Origin of the sequence: Prolixibacter denitrificans, from assembly GCF_003014495.1 — a bacterium.
Classification (GTDB): Bacteria; Bacteroidota; Bacteroidia; order Bacteroidales; family Prolixibacteraceae; genus Prolixibacter; species Prolixibacter denitrificans.
This window is the reverse complement of sequence record NZ_PYGC01000001.1, coordinates 742,669-760,288: the sequence shown is the minus strand read 5'-3', so window position 1 is coordinate 760,288 and position 17,620 is coordinate 742,669. Positions and strand designations below refer to the sequence as shown.

The 17,620-nt window shown below is 46.1% G+C and carries 13 protein-coding genes; 4 read left to right on the top strand and 9 right to left on the bottom strand.

Annotated features, from left to right (window positions below; translation table 11 throughout):
• Window positions 1–536: 536 nt before the first annotated feature.
• Window positions 537–1,499 (top strand): PorP/SprF family type IX secretion system membrane protein, encoded by a 963-nt coding sequence (locus tag CLV93_RS03270; protein WP_106540711.1) that lies wholly within the window; start codon window positions 537–539, stop codon window positions 1,497–1,499.
• Between the two features lie 284 nt (window positions 1,500–1,783).
• On the opposite strand, the gene CLV93_RS03265 is transcribed toward CLV93_RS03270, so the two are convergent.
• Window positions 1,784–3,112, bottom strand: coding sequence for an efflux RND transporter periplasmic adaptor subunit (locus CLV93_RS03265; protein ID WP_106540710.1), 1,329 nt, complete (start codon window positions 3,110–3,112; stop codon window positions 1,784–1,786).
• Window positions 3,113–3,402: 290 nt separating this feature from the next.
• Here CLV93_RS03265 and CLV93_RS03260 point away from each other — a divergent pair, with 290 nt between their 5' ends.
• On the top strand, window positions 3,403–5,607 hold the full coding sequence (locus CLV93_RS03260; protein WP_106540709.1) for an alpha-galactosidase: 2,205 nt from the start codon (window positions 3,403–3,405) through the stop codon (window positions 5,605–5,607).
• Window positions 5,608–5,695: 88 nt separating this feature from the next.
• Here the strand turns inward: CLV93_RS03260 and CLV93_RS03255 are convergent, their stop codons facing one another.
• The 5 genes from CLV93_RS03255 to CLV93_RS03235 all read right to left on the bottom strand — a co-directional run bounded on the left by CLV93_RS03255 (window position 5,696) and on the right by CLV93_RS03235 (window position 11,609).
• Window positions 5,696–7,060, bottom strand: coding sequence for a TolC family protein (locus CLV93_RS03255; RefSeq protein ID WP_106540708.1), 1,365 nt, complete (start codon window positions 7,058–7,060; stop codon window positions 5,696–5,698).
• A 78-nt stretch (window positions 7,061–7,138) separates the two neighbouring features.
• Window positions 7,139–8,242, bottom strand: coding sequence for an efflux RND transporter periplasmic adaptor subunit (locus tag CLV93_RS03250; protein WP_106540707.1), 1,104 nt, complete (start codon window positions 8,240–8,242; stop codon window positions 7,139–7,141).
• A gap of 57 nt (window positions 8,243–8,299) precedes the next feature.
• A complete protein-coding gene (locus tag CLV93_RS03245; RefSeq protein ID WP_106540706.1) occupies window positions 8,300–9,568 on the bottom strand; it encodes an ABC transporter permease in 1,269 nt (422 codons plus the stop codon).
• A gap of 54 nt (window positions 9,569–9,622) precedes the next feature.
• On the bottom strand, window positions 9,623–10,879 hold the full coding sequence (locus CLV93_RS03240; protein ID WP_106540705.1) for an ABC transporter permease: 1,257 nt from the start codon (window positions 10,877–10,879) through the stop codon (window positions 9,623–9,625).
• Window positions 10,872–11,609: an ABC transporter ATP-binding protein gene (locus tag CLV93_RS03235; protein WP_106540704.1), complete on the bottom strand. Its 738-nt coding sequence runs from the start codon at window positions 11,607–11,609 to the stop codon at window positions 10,872–10,874. The genes CLV93_RS03240 and CLV93_RS03235 overlap by 8 nt, the downstream gene beginning before the upstream one ends.
• A 504-nt stretch (window positions 11,610–12,113) precedes the next feature.
• Between CLV93_RS03235 and CLV93_RS03230 the strand changes: the two genes are divergently transcribed.
• Together CLV93_RS03230 and CLV93_RS03225 are read left to right on the top strand one after the other, a co-directional pair.
• Window positions 12,114–12,866, top strand: coding sequence for a hypothetical protein (locus CLV93_RS03230; RefSeq protein WP_146141937.1), 753 nt, complete (start codon window positions 12,114–12,116; stop codon window positions 12,864–12,866).
• Complete coding sequence (locus CLV93_RS03225; protein ID WP_106540702.1) at window positions 12,856–13,635, top strand: peptidase MA family metallohydrolase; 780 nt, start codon at window positions 12,856–12,858, stop codon at window positions 13,633–13,635. Before CLV93_RS03230 ends, CLV93_RS03225 begins: the two co-directional genes overlap by 11 nt.
• 3 nt (window positions 13,636–13,638) lie before the next feature.
• On the opposite strand, the gene CLV93_RS03220 is transcribed toward CLV93_RS03225, so the two are convergent.
• From CLV93_RS03220 to purD, 3 genes are read right to left on the bottom strand one after another with little or no spacing between them, the layout of a single operon-like run.
• Window positions 13,639–15,291 carry a carbamoyltransferase C-terminal domain-containing protein gene (locus CLV93_RS03220; RefSeq protein WP_106540701.1) on the bottom strand — a complete coding sequence of 551 codons (1,653 nt, stop codon included), beginning with the start codon at window positions 15,289–15,291 and terminating at the stop codon, window positions 13,639–13,641.
• 4 nt (window positions 15,292–15,295) lie between these two features.
• Window positions 15,296–16,282 (bottom strand): DUF6427 family protein, encoded by a 987-nt coding sequence (locus tag CLV93_RS03215; RefSeq protein WP_106540700.1) that lies wholly within the window; start codon window positions 16,280–16,282, stop codon window positions 15,296–15,298.
• A gap of 13 nt (window positions 16,283–16,295) precedes the next feature.
• On the bottom strand, window positions 16,296–17,564 hold the full coding sequence (gene purD, locus CLV93_RS03210) for a phosphoribosylamine--glycine ligase (protein ID WP_106540699.1): 1,269 nt from the start codon (window positions 17,562–17,564) through the stop codon (window positions 16,296–16,298).
• Window positions 17,565–17,620 lie beyond the last annotated feature (56 nt).

Genomic DNA, 17,620 nt, shown 5'->3' with positions numbered 1-17,620 from the left:
CCGTAGGAGTTTAACAATCCTCCTCCGGCCTGCGGTCACCTCCTCCAGCGGAGGATAGCCCGCGAACAGCAGAGGCCTGGGAAACGGTAACTGGTGGCTTTAGACGGAGGAAGTTTTAAGTGTTAGGTTTTAAGTTTTATGAAACAGATCTGGCACGATATAAAGAAGAAAAGCGTTCATAAGAATAAAGCTTAGAGTGTTAAGATTTAAGAAGGCAGAGAAGTGACTGAGTGCTGTTTATCTGTTTGCCCGTAGGGCACAGTATTGTAGTATTTTTCGGCCTGAAAGGCCAGTTTAATTTAGCCCAATGGCACCGCCTTGGGAATGTTAAGCCAGACCCCGTAATAAGGCGGTCGCGAGAGGCAGTGGTTTGAAACGCCAACGCTGTTTCGACAGCAACAGAGCCAACGCTGATAAATGATATTTGAAAAATGAAAAAAATAGAACGGAATCCGGGAGAAAAGCATAGGAACCCCTTACACCCTATACTCTAATCCGTATACCGTTTGAAACGAAAAGATTGAAATTGAATTAATTTGACAAAACGAACCAACATATTAAAGTGGACTAACCTGCTGGGAGTATTTGCTGTGCTGATGTTACTTCCCTTTGTGGGAAAAGCGCAACAGGATCCGGTTTTTACGCAGTACCTGAACAACGTACTAACGGTGCAGCCGGCCTATGCAGGAAGTCAGGGTACCCTGAATGTGACGGCTCTTTCGCGGCAGCAATGGGTCGGTTTCGACGGCGCTCCTTCAACCAATACAGTTACGGTTCAGGCTCCGCTTAACTCGTATAATGTCGGGTTGGGGGTGTCGATTTTCAACGATAGTTGGGGACCGGTCAAACAGAACGGTATTTATTTCGACTATGCCTATCGTGTGCGCGCCAGTCGTTACAGTCGCCGGCAGTATATCTCTTTTGGTTTGGAAGCTGGTTTCAACCTGTATGAGGCTCGTCTGTCCGATCTTCAGATCAACGACCCCAATGACCCGCTTTTTGCCCAGGATATCAACTACAAATTTCTTCCCAACTTCGGGGTAGGTGTGATGTGGCATGGCGATCGCTTTTTCCTGGGAATATCGGTGCCGAAAATTCTCAAAAACAGTATTCAAAAGGAGACGACCAATTTAAGTCAGACCGAAGTTCTTCACTTCTACCTGATGGGAGCGCAGGTATTCAATGTGTCGCGTTATGGTACCCTGAAATTTAAACCTTCGTTTTTAGTTCGCTATGCAGAGAATTCGCCGATATCGGCTGATGTTTCAGCACAATTCCTGATTAGCGAGAAGGTGTGGGTAGGAGCGACTTATCGGTATCAGAATTCATTCGGTGGACTGTTGCAGTTTTATATAACTCCGCAGGTGAAAATTGGCTATGCCTACGATATGACTACCATGTCTGAAGCGCACTACAATGCCGGGACACACGAATTCATGGTCAGCTACGATTTCAACATTGGTCGCCGCCGCCGCCGGATGGGGCCACGGTATTTCTAATCCAGGACGTTTCAGGTTCCGCCAGAGGTTGCTATAGCTGAAATTGTTCCTGTGGTTTCTGTTGTTCCTATTGTTCGGCTTCAATATCAGGTCAGTGATTGAAATTTCCCCGTAACCATCGGAGCTCCGCATAGCTCACTCTCCCCATCTCTCTCTCGTCTTCATCGATGAACAATCTTTGCGTGGACTCTTTTAATTTGATGAAACCGCGTTGCGCAGGCTCAGGCGGTCACGATGTATCGTGCCCCTACAGCGTTGATGCTTCTTTTTATCGTGTAAAACTCCTACTTCTTCGTCTTATACAACTCGTCAATTGGAACAACTTCTACGGCCATGGAGTCTTTCAGCGTACGCGAAATCAGTCCGTAGGGAGCGGTAACAACCTCTTCACCACCTTTCAGCCCATCCTCTATTTCGATGTTGACGTTGTCCTGGATGCCGGTTTTGACCTGCTTTTCACGAACCACGCCATCATTGTACACGAATACAACCTCATGTTGCTTCGCTTCCGGTTTGGGTTGTTCATTCCCGTTGTCGCTTGTTTCCTCGTCATTGACCTGTTGAAGACCTGCGGTTTCGGCTTTGGCTTCTCCGGTTTCGCTACGCGTGGTAACGGCCTGGATGGGGACGGTAATCACGCCATTCCGGGTGTTCGTCCGGATATCGACGGTTGCAGACATTCCCGGTAGGAAAGGATAGCGCTCCGATTGTTTCTTCAGCAAATCATCGTACGAACTTTGCAGCAGTAAAATCTTCACATCGAAATTGGTTACCTGGTCGGTTGAGGTACCGGATATATTAGCCGAACTCGCTATTTCAGTCACAATTCCTTTGAACTTCCGGTTCACATAGGCGTCAATTTCTACCGATGCGGTATCCCCCAACTGCACTTTCACAATGTCGTTCTCATTGACCTCGACTTTTACTTCCATGCTGTTGAGGTTGGCAACCGTCATCAGCTCGGTACCGGCAAACTGGTTCGTTCCTACAACCCGTTCCCCTTTTTCGACGTTGAGTTTCGAAATCGTTCCCGAGATAGGAGCATAGATTTTGGTTTTCGTCAGGTTTTCTTCTGATTCCTGTACACTTGATTCGGCACTTTTTACCAGGAAACGAGCGGCTTCAACTTCCGAAACAGCGACTTTATAGGCAGCTTCCGCCGATTGGTAGTCGGCCTGCGAAATGGTTTGCCGTTTAAAGAGTTGTTTCGAGCGGTCGAAGGCCAGTTTCTTTTCGGTGAGTTGGGCTTCAGCCTGCGCTAACCGTGCTTTTTGCGTGTTCAGGCTGGCACGTGAGCGGTTGAGGTTGGAAATGTAAATATCGGGCTTAATAACGGCCAACAGGTCGCCTTCTTTTACTTCGTCGCCTTCCTTTACGGGAAGTTCGATAATTTCACCGGGAACTTCCGGACTGATTTTTACCTCGGTTTGCGGCTCAATCTTTCCGTTTGCCGTAATGAGCTCGGTGATATCTTTCTTCTCTGCTTTTTCGACGGCTACCCGCGTAGCAAAATCTTTTCCGAACCAGCCGGCTTTTTTACCGATGATAAGCAGAATAATAAGTGCAAAAGCCAGGATAATTAGCAGACGAAAATTCCTTTTTTTCTTCTTCATACGGGTTACGGTGTTAATTGACTACATGGTTTGCCTGAGAACGAAAGTAAGTTCCTTAAAGTTACAATTATTTGGCTTCAACCGAAAAGCTAACGCGGATGACGTAAACTAATTTTTATGTTTCTTTGAAATAGAATAATAAAGAGAAGTAGGGCTGTTATAGCATCTTTAAAAGAAAAATGTGCTTTCGCTGAAGAAGTTTCTTTCCCCAACCTACCGATTATGTTTAAATTTGGACATATTGTATATCATACGTTTTGATTCAACCTAAGAATAAAAATAACTGATACATGAAGCGACGAACAAGAATTCTTCGAAGGGCCGGATTATTTGCGGCTTTTCTGTTTTTGCCATTCCTGATTTTTCAGGTCGAAGCGCAAACAATTCCCGTGGTAACGGCACATAATGCTTTGGTACTTCAGGTGCCCCCGGGGAAAAATGTAAATATGATTTACTACGGAAAGAAACTTTCCTCACCTGGCGAATATGCTCAAATTCCCGGGGAGTACCGACAAGCACAGGACTACACCGGCATGTACGACGCCGCTTATACGCCTTCGGGAACGCGCAATTTGCTGGAACCAGCCATCACGGTTACGCATTCCGACGGGAACAATTCCCTGGCGCTGAAATATGTTGGTCATCAGGTAAAGCAATTGAATGATGATGTTTCGTTGCTGAGTGTGGAACTCAAAGATCCGGCATATGATTTTGAGGTGACTCTTTATTACAAATCCTACTATAAAGAAGATGTTATCGAGCAATGGAGCGTAATAAAACACCACGAGAAAGGAAATGTGCAGTTGCGGAAGTTTGCATCTGCCAATCTTTGTTTGAAGGGGAAAAGCTACTGGCTAAGGCAGTTTCATGGCGATTGGGCCAAAGAGATGCAGCCCGAAGTATCGAAATTGACACATGGTATCAAAACGCTGGACACCAAGTTGGGCACCCGCGCCGATCTGTTTCAGCCACCGGTTTTTATGATCTCGCTTAATCAACCTTCCACCGAGGATGAAGGAGAGGTACTATATGGTGCACTGGAGTGGAGCGGAAATTTCCGCTTCGATCTGGAAGTTGACCCGCAAAATAACCTGCGCATCATTGCCGGAATGAACAACTACGCATCGACCTATTCGCTCAAACCCGGAGAAGAATTTAAAACGCCGCCTTTTATCACGGTGCTTTCCAATAAAGGAAAAGGAGAAGCCAGTCGGCAATTACAGGACTGGACCCGCAAATACCAGATTATGGATGGCGAAGGCTCACGATTGACGTTGCTCAATAACTGGGAATCCACATTTTTTGATTTCAATGAAGATAAATTGAAGGCGCTAATTAAGGATACCCGGAAGTTGGGTGTCGACCTGTTTTTGGTTGACGATGGCTGGTTTGGAAATAAATATCCGCGGAACAGCGACCATGCTGGTCTGGGCGACTGGCAGGCCAACAAAAAGAAACTGCCCGATGGTGTTTTCTCGTTGGTAAAAGAGGCAACCAAAGACAGTGTGAAGTTTGGTATTTGGATTGAGCCTGAAATGGTGAATCCGAAAAGTGAATTGTATCACCAGCATCCGGATTGGATCATCAAACAGCCCGACCGGCCCGAATACTACTTCCGGAACCAGCTGGTACTGGATATGAGCAATCCGAAAGTGCAGGATTTCGTGTATCATATTGTGGACAACTTATTGACCAAAAACCCGGGACTGGCCTATTTTAAGTGGGATTGCAATTCGGTTATTTATAACGCGCACTCATCCTACCTGGGAAATCAGTCGCATTTGTACATCGACTATGTGCGGGGACTGTATAAAGTATTGGACCGTATCCGGAAGAAATATCCGCACATCCCGATGATGTTATGCTCGGGAGGTGGTGGCCGTGTCGATTATGGTGCACTGAAATACTTCACCGAATTCTGGCCCAGCGATAATACCGATCCGCTCGAACGTATCTTTATTCAGTGGGAATATTCCTATTTCTATCCGGCCATTGCTACCAGCAATCATGTAACGGCCTGGGGGAAACAGCCGTTGAAGTTCCGTATCGATGTAGCCATGATGGGCAAACTGGGATTTGATATTGATATCAGCCACTTGAGTGATAAGGACCTGCAGTTTTGCCGCGAAGCTGTGAAAACGTATGACTCATTTAAGAACATTGTCTGGCACGGCGAACAATACCGGTTGTCCGATCCGTTTACCAACGATGTAGCATCGGTGATGTATGTCGATAAGACAAAATCTTCGGGGGTAGTTTTCAGTTACCTGGTGAATAACCGGTTTGGAAAAGGGAGCAAGTTGCCCATTCGCTTCAAAGGGTTGGATGCATCGAAGAAATACCGGATCGAGGAAATCAATCTTTATCCGGGTACGAAATCGACGTTGAAAGCCAATCAGGTTTTTAGCGGCGATTTCCTGATGCAAATCGGATTTAATCCAGATGTGAACGCACAGCGAACGAGTGTCGTTCTGAAACTAGAGGAAGTGAAATAACGATTTTTCCTGGTAAGATAAAAAGAAAGCCGCCCGATTGCTCAGGCGGCTTTTTATATGGAATAAAGTTTTCACAAAATCTTTCGGATTACAATTCAATGGGAAGTCCGCGGTAAAAGTCGAGGATTTTGGTGCGGAAAATGAACTCGTACTTGGCTTGCAGCAAATCCGATTGTGCTTTGGCCAAATTGTTCTTTGCCTGGTTGTACTCCAATGCGTTCACCAAACCAACATTGTATTTCTCTTCCGAATAACGGAAAGCTTCCTGCATGGCAGCAACAGCTTTCTGGTTCGATGTGTACCGGTTCAGCGCTGCAATGGCGTTGGTCTCTGCCGTTTCGATGTCTTTTCGGAGAATTTTCTTGGAGTTTTCTACATCGAGTTGTTTGCTGAGGACATCAATTTTCGCATTATCGATATTGGTCTTGTTTTGCAGACGATTGAAAATCGGTATGTTCATCTGGAGACCAAAACCTTTTCGCTGGTTGTTGCTCAGCTGATCACTGAATGGAATCTTATCGCCGTTCAAATCGGTGTATTTGTTGTTGTACGAGTTATAATAAAAGCCATACGCCGTGATGGTCGGATAATTAGCTCCTTTGGCAGCCTTGAGCTGATATTGCGAGCTCTGCAGTTTATACTCTGACGATTTAACGTCCGGCCACAATGCCAGTGCTCTCTTGTAAATCTCAGTTGCTGAGATAAGGGAAGCTTCGGCTTTAATTTCGGGCAGTTCAGGTTTCTGGATCTTAAAGTTTTTGTAAGAGTCCAGCTCCAGCAGCTGTGCCAGTTGCAGATAGTTCAGTTTTAGCTGATTCTGGTTGTCTACCAGTGTCAGTTCCTCTTTGGCTGCTTGCGCCTGAATGTCGAGGAGACTTCCTTTGGCCAGACTACCGGCATCAACCTTTTCCTGGGTTTGCCGAATCTGCTGTTTGGTAACATCCAGCTGGTCCTGCGAAATTTTCACCAATTCCTGCGAGAAGAGAATTTCAAGATAGGCAGAGGCGATATTCATGGTAATGTCATCCTTCGCCTTTTGTAAATCTTCCATCGAAGCCTTCAGATCAAACTGACTCTTTTTGATGTTGTTGTTGATCTGAAAACCCTGAAAGATCGGAACATTTGTATTCAGATTCAGGTCACTTTCCGAGGAGTTGATATTCTCGTACGTGTTATTGTAGGTCAACGAACGACCATAGTTCTGGTTTTGCGAAGCCTGTGCACTCAGGCTGGGAAAACGGTCGGTTTTGGCTTTGCGCAATAAATTTTCCTGGTATTGTGTGCTCAACTCGCTTTGTTTAACCTGGATATTGTTTTGAATGGCATAGTCAATACACTCTTTCAGCGACCAGGCATCAGGTGTGTCCTGTGTATCCTGTGTATCCTGTGCTTTCAAGATGTTGCTAATGCTTACCAGTATTAAAAATGCGATGGCATAGATTAGTCGACTCATGGATTATATTTTTTTATTTCGACGTTATGCTAATTTACTCAATCGTTTTGGGTGTTGCCCCTTTCGGGGAAATTATTTTTAACTATTCTGCGATCCCGGCTCTACTTTGGCACCTTTCAGGTGGTCATCCTTGGTAATTCCGTCCTTAATTTCGATGTTGATACCATCGGACAGACCGGTTTTCACATAGCGTTTTTCGTATTGTTGCGGCTGAGTCTCTACTTCTACGTAAGCCGAGTCGTTATCAAATTGCAGCAAACCTTCCGGAACAGCCAGTACGCTGTCGCGACGGGCGAGTACAATATCGGCATTGGCACTGTATCCGGCACGGATGAACTGGTCCTTCTTCAGGTTGACCTTCGCCTTAATTTCAAACTGAATGGCTCCGTTTTCTTCTTCCCCTTTCGGTGAAATATATTCCAACGTCGCATCAAATTTCTCATTCTCGATAGCACCGATGGTCATTTCGATGGGCATGCCTTCCCTAATTTTTCCAACTTCGGTCTCATCAACTTTCCCGTCGAAAATCATGTCATTCATATCGGCCAGCGTGGCAATGGTGGTTCCGTCGTTGAACGTGTTCGACTGGATAACCGAATTTCCCACTTTCACAGGCACGTCGAGCACCATACCCGTGATGGTGGCGCGAATCAATGTGTTGGTGGTTTTTTCCGAGCTCTTGGTTACCCCTTTGCGAATCAAGTCGAGGTTATTTTCGGCAGCTTCCACTTCAGCTTTAGCTCCTTCGTAAGCAATTTTCGACTTCTGGTAATCTTCGCGGGAAACCACCTGTTTCTTAAATAGTTTCGAAACGCGATCGTAATCCAGTTGCGCATCTTCCATGCTGATTTTAGACTTGGCAACGCGGGCTTCAGCGGCATTCAGGTTCACCATATCGGGAATGATTTTCACCTTCGCCAGAATATCGCCTTCTTTCACTTTATCACCGGCTTGCACATAGAGTTTCTGGATAATTCCTGATACCTGTGGTTTTACTTCAACCTCTTTTCGCGGAACTACCGAACCGGTAGCCACCGTCTTCTGAATGATGTTGGTAATCAGTGGAGTTTCATCTTTAAATACTTCCGGTTTTGCCTGCGACTTTTGGTACAGGAAACCCAGTGTTCCGAGGAATATAGCCCCCAGTAAAACGAATCCGAAGATTTTGAAAAACTTTTTCATTTTAGGCAGATTTTGTGGTTTATTCTACTTGATATTATTTATCTCTTCATGCATTGATTACTCGTCGCGTAACGCGTCGATGGGTTTGATTTGCAGAGCCCGCTTGGCCGGAATAGAGCCGGCAAACAATCCTGCCAGAATCAATACGGCTAATGCAGCAAGTGCTACCGGAAGCTCGACAGTTGGATCTTTATAGAACATGCCGTCTCCACTGCTATTCATGTTCGCCAGAACGTTGCTGATAAGCTCCAGGAGTCCGACGCCCAATGACAGTCCGATGTAACCGGCCAGAGTGGTCAGAACCACACTTTCGAGTACAATTTGGGAAATGATGGTTTTGGGTGTTGCGCCCAAAGCACGCTGTATTCCAATTTCGCGGGTACGTTCTTTCACGATTACCAACATGATGTTACTTACACCAATTACGCCGGCCATTAAGGTCCCGATACCCACAATCCAGGTCAGAATGCTGATGCCGAGGAAAAGGCCGTTCATCTGTTTGAATTGCTTCTCGATGTTCACACTTCTGAGTGCCTGGTCATCATTTGGGGCAATGTAATGCCGCTTCTTGATGATGCTTGTAATTTGATCTTCCAGGCTACTAACGGAAACACCCTTTTTCGATGTGACAGCAATCAGGTGAACTTCGTTGCCGTAATTGTATGCTTGTTGCATGGTGGTGAATGGAAGGAAGATGGTCTCTTCCTTCCGTCCGTTAAAGTTGACGCGGGTTTCGGGTTTCAGTACCCCGATTACCTGGAAATATACGCCCGACACTTTGAGATATTTCCCGATAGGATTCTCGTTTTTATCGAACATACTTTCCTCTACTTTTTCACCAATCACACACACTTTTCTTTTGTCAAGTATATCAATCTCGTTGATCCAGCGGCCTTTCACCATGGTAACCGGGTCAATTTTGGTATAAACCGGGTAGTCGCCCACGATACTGAAGGCACCGGTACGATTGTCGCGAACCGTGTTATCGCCACTGCGTTCCCGCCATCCAAAGAGTTTTGGTGCCAGGTATTTAATGCCTTGAACGTGATCTTCGATATAGGTGACGTCGGTTGAGTTCATATTCCAGAAACGGCCGCGTTTGAAACCTTTGTACGGCTCGCCGGTTCTCTGTGTCCACATAAAAGCGGAGTTAACAGCAAACTTGGACACACCGTCGTAGATGCCGTGTTTCAATCCGTTTCCGGCCCCGGTCATGACAATCAACATGAAGATTCCCCAGAAAACCCCAAAGGCGGTGAGAAAGCTCCTGAGTTTGTTCTTCGTCAGGGCGTTCCAAATTTCGTTCCAGCGTTCAATGTCAAACATGATCAGGATTTTATGCAGGTTATTGATTTCTTGATTCTGAATAGTCCCTTTAGTTTATTCATCACGAAGGGCTTCAATGGGTTTTACACTGGCCGCCTTTTTAGCGGGAATGTATCCGGCAATGGCTCCCGAAAGAATCAGGATTAAAGTGGCTGTAATGGCAGTACCAAAGTCTACTGTTGGATTGCGGAAGAAGATTCCGTCGCCGCCACCCGAGGCAAAAGCCTGTTCGAGTCCGTAATTTACGACCTCCATAATACCGACTCCCATGGTTAATCCAATATATCCGGCTACGGTGGTAATCAGGATGGACTCCATCAGGATAAGGCCGATGACCGAACGGGGAGATGCCCCCAGCGCTTTACGGACACCAATTTCGCGGGTTCGTTCTTTTACCAGAATGAGCATGATGTTGCTGACACCGACAATTCCGGCAATCAAGGTTCCGATCCCGATGACCCACACGAATATTTTGATTCCCTGGAAAATCTTCATGGTACGCAGGTACTCTGTCAACATATTGAAGGCACCCATGGCACGTTTATCGTCGGGATTGAATTTGTGACGCTGGGCCAGTGCTTCGCGAACTTCCGAGGTAATGGCCTCAGCTTGTTTTTCCGATGTGACCATCTTCGTGGTAACGGCAAAACTGTGCACCCGGTCGCCTCCGTTGAAAATACGCTGAGCGGTAGAAACCGGCATGTAGGCTGTACGGTCATTGCGGTTGTCCGGGTCGTGACAAACACCAATCACTTTGAATGGAACATCGTTGACCTTGATATATTTTCCAATGGGATCTTCTTCTTTGAATAATGCCTTGGCAATATCTTTTCCGATGACAATCGATTTCCGGAAGTCGGTAATATCCTTGTGGTTAATGAAGCGACCTTTATTCAGTTTTATATTTTCGACGTCCCGAAGTGCCGGATGACAGGTAACTGTTGTGAATGACCCGTATTCGTTCCCGTAAGCATAATTGGTATCACCTGGCAGATAGAAGCGGGAAGAGACTTCGTCGAGTCCATTTACTTTGTTCTTCAGGAAGGTATAGTCCCGGTTGTTAAAACGGATAGGACGCCCGGTTTTCATCCCTTTATACGGCATACTGGTTTCGCCGGTCCAGATCCACATCGCGTTGACGGCGTTGCTGGCAAACTCCTGTTTAACGCCATTCTGCAACCCGTTTCCCGATCCGAGAAGTATCATCAGCATGAAGATACCCCACGCTACCGAGAAACCGGTGAGAAAAGTACGGAGCTTGTTCTTCCGGATGGTGCTGAATATTTCTTGCCAAACATCGATATCAAACATGATGCTCTGATTTATTAATGTTCCGGTTATACTGTGCCTGGAAGGACTTCAAATCGCCGTTTTTAATGATCTCTTCAATCACGCCGTCTTTCAGTCGGATAATTTTGTGGGTCATGGCGGCAATATCATATTCGTGGGTAACGATAATGACGGTAATTCCCTCCTCATTGATCTGCTTCAAATGTTCCATCACTTCGTAGGAAGTCTGGGTGTCGAGCGCACCAGTAGGCTCATCCGCCAAAATGATCCGTGGTTTGGAAATCAGTGCACGGGCAATGGCAACACGCTGACGCTGTCCTCCGGAAAGCTCATTGGGCATGTGATGGGCCCATGGTTTCAACCCCAGTTTATCCAGGTACTCCATAGCCATCTGGTTCCGTTTGCGTCGCGATACACCTTTATAGTATAGCGGTAAGGCTACATTCTCCATCGCATTCTTGAAGGAGATAAGGTTAAACGACTGAAAGATGAATCCAATCATTTTGTTACGCGTCCGGGCGGCCTGGGTCTCGTTCAGGTCCTGCATCAGATGACCATCGAGAGAATAAGCCCCTTCATCATAATTGTCGAGGATGCCGAGGATATTCAACAAAGTCGACTTGCCGGAACCCGATGAGCCCATGATGGAAACAAATTCTCCCTCCTCTATTTCCAGGTTCAGGCCTTTCAGAACGTGCAGGCTGTTATTCCCCGTTACGTACGACTTGTGTAAGTTGTTGATCTGTATCATTTTTCCAGGTTTTGTTTTTGATTGGGAACAGTTGTGCGGAAGATTATTCGTATAAAGATTAACTCCGGAAGGTTAGACTGATACCAGAGCGAAATAGTTACAACAAATGATGGATAATTTTCCACGTTATACGTTACATCCCGAAATGGCTTTTACCAATAGATGTGCCAAAGGATATAAATAACACAAAATGAGGGATAAAACACATTCTGTTCAATTGAGACTGTGTGAATATATTGTACGGAATCGAACTGGGGGTGTACGATTCCGTACGGCTGTTCGTTTTTTGAGTTGAGAATTATTACCCGATAGCTGTTTGGATAACGAAACTCTCAAAAAGAAGGCTTGAATTGCTTGAAAACTTATTATATTTAAAGCTTTCGACGAATTTCCAAATTCGTACAGTATCCTCTGCACTCCATGCAAAAATAAGTAAGCCTAAATGGAATGTGCAGCTTATTGCGCATTCTGACAAGGTATTATTGTGTAATTAATCACGGACGATTGAAAAGAAAACTGTTTTTATTATCAGTCTTTGTGTTAGCGTTACCTGGCATCAACAGGGCTGAAGGCTGGGGATGGAGTGTTGGCGGAGGCTACTCGCGGTTGGACTATTCACATGAAAGACAATCGAGTCCCGCAGGATTTTATGGAAGTTCCCTTTTCCCGGAAGTAAGTCTGTTTAAATCCGGAGAGAGACACGATGATTTGCTGCGGTTTAACGTGTGGGATTTCAGCAATTGGAAATACAGCAACAGCCACGAATCAGCGCCTGAGCAGAAGATGCTAAAACTATTGATTGACTGGGAACACCATCGTTATTTAACTAAGAATGAGAATTCGTTGTTTCGGTTTTACGTTGGCCCAACGGCAGGTGTGAACTACCGGAGTTGGAACCTGAATTATTCGGGCGGTACGGATTTGACTTACCACCTGGCAGGTGTAAGAGGCGGCGCTGTTATGGGAGCTGTCGTACACATTTTGCCGGGAATAACTGCTGACGTGCAGACCAATGGAAGAGGAATGGTTGGCTGGTACTCAAGTAGTCCGAAATACTACGCCAACAGTACAGGTGTCGAGAGTGGGTTTTCATTGGGCTTAAAAGCCGAAGTCGGTATTCAACTGACCAACCGCATCGAACTTTGTCCTGGTTGGTCGTATATTTATAGTCGCGATTACAATAAACGGTACAGTTTGATGTTATCAGAACAAAGGTGGTCCTTTTCATTAAAGTTTTGGCCTTTCCATGCGAAGTAAGTATTTGCTGATAGCTATTGTGCTGATTCTCCAGGCATGCTCGCTGATTCCCGATACCGGCGAGATGGAATCGCATGGGACGTGGTTACAGGCCAAGTCGGAACACTACGTGTATTACTACCGTCCAAATTCTGCGGCCGCAGCCGATATCGATAAAATCGAGGCGGAACAGGAGCGTGTTTTCACACAGTTGAATAAGCTGCTGGGAACGCACTACAATCAAAAAATCCATGCCTATATTTTTAATGATTTGGCGGATGCCGGATTTACGGACAAAACCGGACAAGCTTTTCCTATCCTGAATACAATAGAAGTAATTTATGGCTTGGATGGCTATACCATCGGCAAGCGGGGAATATCGGCTCATGAAGTCGCACATATCATCACTTTTAATGGCTGGGGACCGACCGATTTACGTATCCTGAGCGAGGGAATTGCTGTTTATATGGAGCATGCAACCTACGATAGCGAAGCAGACTATGGCAGTTCACAAATGATTGTGGCGGCGTTGAGTGCTCATGGTAACTTACCCGATATCGAAAGTCTGGCCAGTGATTTTGAAAAGTTCGATACCAATATCTCCTATCCGGTTTCGGGTTCATTTGCAGGTTATATCATTCGTCGTTTTGGGATGGAAAAGTTCCGCAAGTTGTTTACCGAAGGCCGAAGTGATCATTTTACCGAAGATTTCCAGTCGGTTTACGGTGTTTCACTTTCGGATGTGGAGAATACCTGGAGTCATCAGTCCGACAAATCGCTGGCTCAGTAAAAGTTATAATCTCGAATACTTTCCGTTAAGAACCACACCATCGAGTTGCATCGCTTTAGCCGATGATAAGGCGTCTTCTGCCGTATGAACGATTGGCTCACCGCGTTGGTTAAATGAGGTGTTGATTAAGGCTTTCAATCCATATTTTTCATCAAGCAGTTCCAGTAAATCGAACAGGAAAGGATTATCCTCGCGTTGGAAAATGGTTTGAATTCGCGATGTGCCATCCACATGAACCACTCCTTCCATCTCTTTTTTCCTTTCGGGAAGAATATCGAAATCCAGCAGCATGTATCGCGATAACGGATGAATTTCGTCAAGGCCCGATACTGTTTTGGCATTTCGTTCCAGCATGATGGGAGCCACCGGGCGGTACCATTCCCGGCCTTTGTGTTTCATGCTCACTTTTCGGGCCAGTTGAACCGAGTCCGCCCGGGCAATGATACTCCGGTTTCCCAACGCACGCGGTCCCGATTCTCCCGCACCATTCGCAATTCCGATGATACAGTTGTCCATCAGGTCAGCGGCTATCTGCTCCAGTGTCTCTCTATTGTAGTTGACCTTTTCGGGAAGAAGCCCCCAGTTGTTCAGGTACGGCGAATGTTTCTCAACTTTGCCGTGTTTCAACCACTCAACGTAGGCCGCAGCTCCCAGTGCCAGTCCGGAATCCTCGCAGCAAGGCGGAATGAAAACAAAGTCGAACAGATTTTCATTCACAATGAGCGAATTGGTTACAATATTCAAGGCGCAACCACCGGAGTAATACAAGTTTTCACAACCGGTTTGCTCACGTAATTCTCTTAACTTTTTCAGGAAATCGCGCTGAAATATATGCTGCATGGTGGCAATGATATCCTGGAGAAAATGGTCTTTCTGGTCAAATGAATTTCCCTGCCAGTTCCAGTCTTCTTTTGCCTGCTGGAAGAAATTGGAACGCTTTCCCCAGATATCTTCAAAGAACTGATGCTTGTTTAGCCACTGCTCCAATTCTGGCGAATATTTTCCATACGACGCATAGCCCATCATCTTCCCGGGAACGGAATTTTGGTCATCCATTTTCGCTCCAATAATTCCAAAAGCAAGTGCATTGGCATTGAACAGGGTGGTCAGGTATTTAAGGTCCCAGTGATATTCCAGTGGTATTATTTGGTTGTCCCGATAGGTCCATGCCGAAAAATTCGATAGGCTGGCGCCGCCGTCGAAGTGGACCAACAGGCTGTTGTCTTTTATATCACCGGTGAACGGGAGAGAGGAGAAGAGATGAGCCAGTTCGTGATTGACTACCCAGGCATCATGTTCGTTGCCATACCACCAGCAGCGGCCTTTTTCCGCGGAAGCGAAAAGTTTTTCGTTTAGCGGTGCTTCGAACCGGGCTTGTCCATCAGTCGAGATGAAAGACCGTCCGACCACATTATCCACAAAAACTAAATCGTAATCGGCAGGGAAGAGTAGCTTCTCCTTTCGCAGAAGTTCGGTGATTTGCTGGTACAGATGATTATCCCGTTTTCGGCGACTGATGCGTTCCAGCTGTAAAAGCTTAATCACTTTCCCACCCGACATGAGTGCCATATTGTGGTCGTGGACATAACCCGGATGGTCCAGGTCCATCCGGTCCTGAATGCCATATATGGCCAGTGTCGGCTTTGATGAATCCATCGGATTAGCCAATTATCATAACCGTTGCAATGGTTCCGAGGAACAGATAAAACAGCAGTTCGGGCCAGAAACGGTTTTTTGCAAAAATGAAAAAGTGGGCGATGAAGTACGAAAACGGAATGGCCAGCAAGATAATTGCCTCAATGCCGACTGAACGGCTGAACAAAATAGAGACTACCAGAAAGGCCACCATCCAGTAGAATATGATGAAGTACTTCCGTGAGCTGATTTTCTTGACATCGTAACGGCTGAGAATGGAACTACTTCCAAGCACGGCCAGGAAGATGAATAATCCGGATAAGATTTGGAAAGAAAGGGTGTTGATAATGTTGATGTTGGCAGTGTGAATATTTTCCTGAACAACGCTGAAAAGCTGAGGCAACATATCATTCAGATAGTAGACAGAGCCAGCGATGAACCATGGCGCCGCAAATCCCACCAGCGGAATGAAAAGCAGCCGCCAGTTATCGCCCTTTTGCAGTACCGCTATGCTTATCCAGGTAATGGGAAAAAGAAAGATGGTCGGGAAATAAAACAGCGAACCCACCGACAGAAAAAAGGCAGCATTAAACGTATCGGGTATGGTATTGGAATGATGATACGTGTCGAAGATGCTGATGAGCGCCAGGAAAACAAACAGAGACGCCAAGTGTACCGGGTGCAACGTATGCATTGACGGAAACGCTGAAACCGTCAGCAGGTAGATGATTCCGGGCAAACCGGAACGGGAGCGCAGAAACTGAAAGCGGGTACTGATTTGGTTGATGAGAAAGGCGCTGAGAACCACGACGATTAATCCGGCGAAAGCCGACAGAAACGGAAATTTTATCAGGTACGCGCCTGTAATCCGATAAAGGGGCATATCCGCTTCGCCTGAAAAAAAATTAAAAGTTTTCGGGTGGATTAAACCGGGTAGCCAAAGTAATATTCCGGCTAACGGAATAAGCACCAAATGGACAATCTGATTGGTCTTTAGAAATCGTAATACCATACAGACAACTATTTTATAGGTCGAATCCTAAATCGTGGCGATAATATTTTTTTTCAAAATCGATGATCCCGGCATTTTTATAGGATTGCTCGAGCGCTTCGTGACGGTCTGTGCCGTACGAACTGACCGAAATAACCCGTCCGCCGCTGGTCACCACCTGGTTGCCATCGAATTTCGTTCCAGCGTGAAAGACAATGCTATCCTGCACTTTCTCTAATTTCGAAATGACTTTGCCCTTCTCGTAAGCTTCGGGATAGCCTCCGGAAACCAACATCACCGTTACGGCTGCCCGTTCATCAATTTCCAGATTCTTTTCTGCCAGGTTACCTTCGGCCATGCCTTCGAGCAAGTCGACAAAATCGGATTTAACGCGCAGCATAACAGCTTCCGTTTCGGGGTCGCCCATGCGAACGTTGTATTCTATCACATACGGCTCACCATCGAAATTCATCAGTCCCAGGAAGATAAATCCACGGTAGTTGATTTGATCTTTTTGCAGTCCTTCAACAGTGGGGCGGATAATGCGATCTTCCACCTTTTTCATGAAGGTTTTGTCCGCAAACGGTACTGGTGAAATGGCACCCATTCCTCCGGTGTTGAGGCCGGTGTCACCTTCGCCAATTCGCTTGTAATCCTTTGCTTCGGGCAGAATTTTGTATCCTTTACCATCGGTGAGCACAAACACCGAACATTCGACACCTTTCAGAAACTCTTCAATCACCACGCGTGCACTGGCTTCACCAAATTTTCCACCCAGCATTTCCCGCAGCGAGGCTTCTGCTTCTTCCAGCGAATCGATAATCAGCACTCCTTTTCCTGCGGCCAATCCATCAGCTTTTAGCACGAAAGGAGCTTTCATCGTTTTCAGGAAACGGATACCTTCTTCGAGATTTTTGGTGGTAACTGAAAGATATTTAGCCGTTGGAATGTTGTGGCGAACCATAAAGTCTTTGGCAAAATCCTTACTGCCTTCCAGACGGGCACCTTCCTTATCGGGACCAATCACCGGAATATTCTTTACTTGATCGTCAGCAGCGAAAAAGTCAACAATGCCTTCCACGAGCGGAACTTCGGGACCGACAACGACCATGTCGATGTTGTTTTCCGTAACGGCATCGCGCAAACCATTGAAATCGCTTACGCCAATGTTCAAATTGGTCCCGGTTTCAGCAGTTCCGGCATTTCCCGGAGCGATAAATAGCTGGTCAACTTTTGGGCTTTGCTTGATTTTCCAGGCAAGGGCGTGCTCCCGGCCTCCGGAGCCAACGAGTAAAATCTTCATGTGATTGGTTCTTTTTTGTTCAGGATGATTGTGCTCTTTCAGTTGTCGGCAAATAT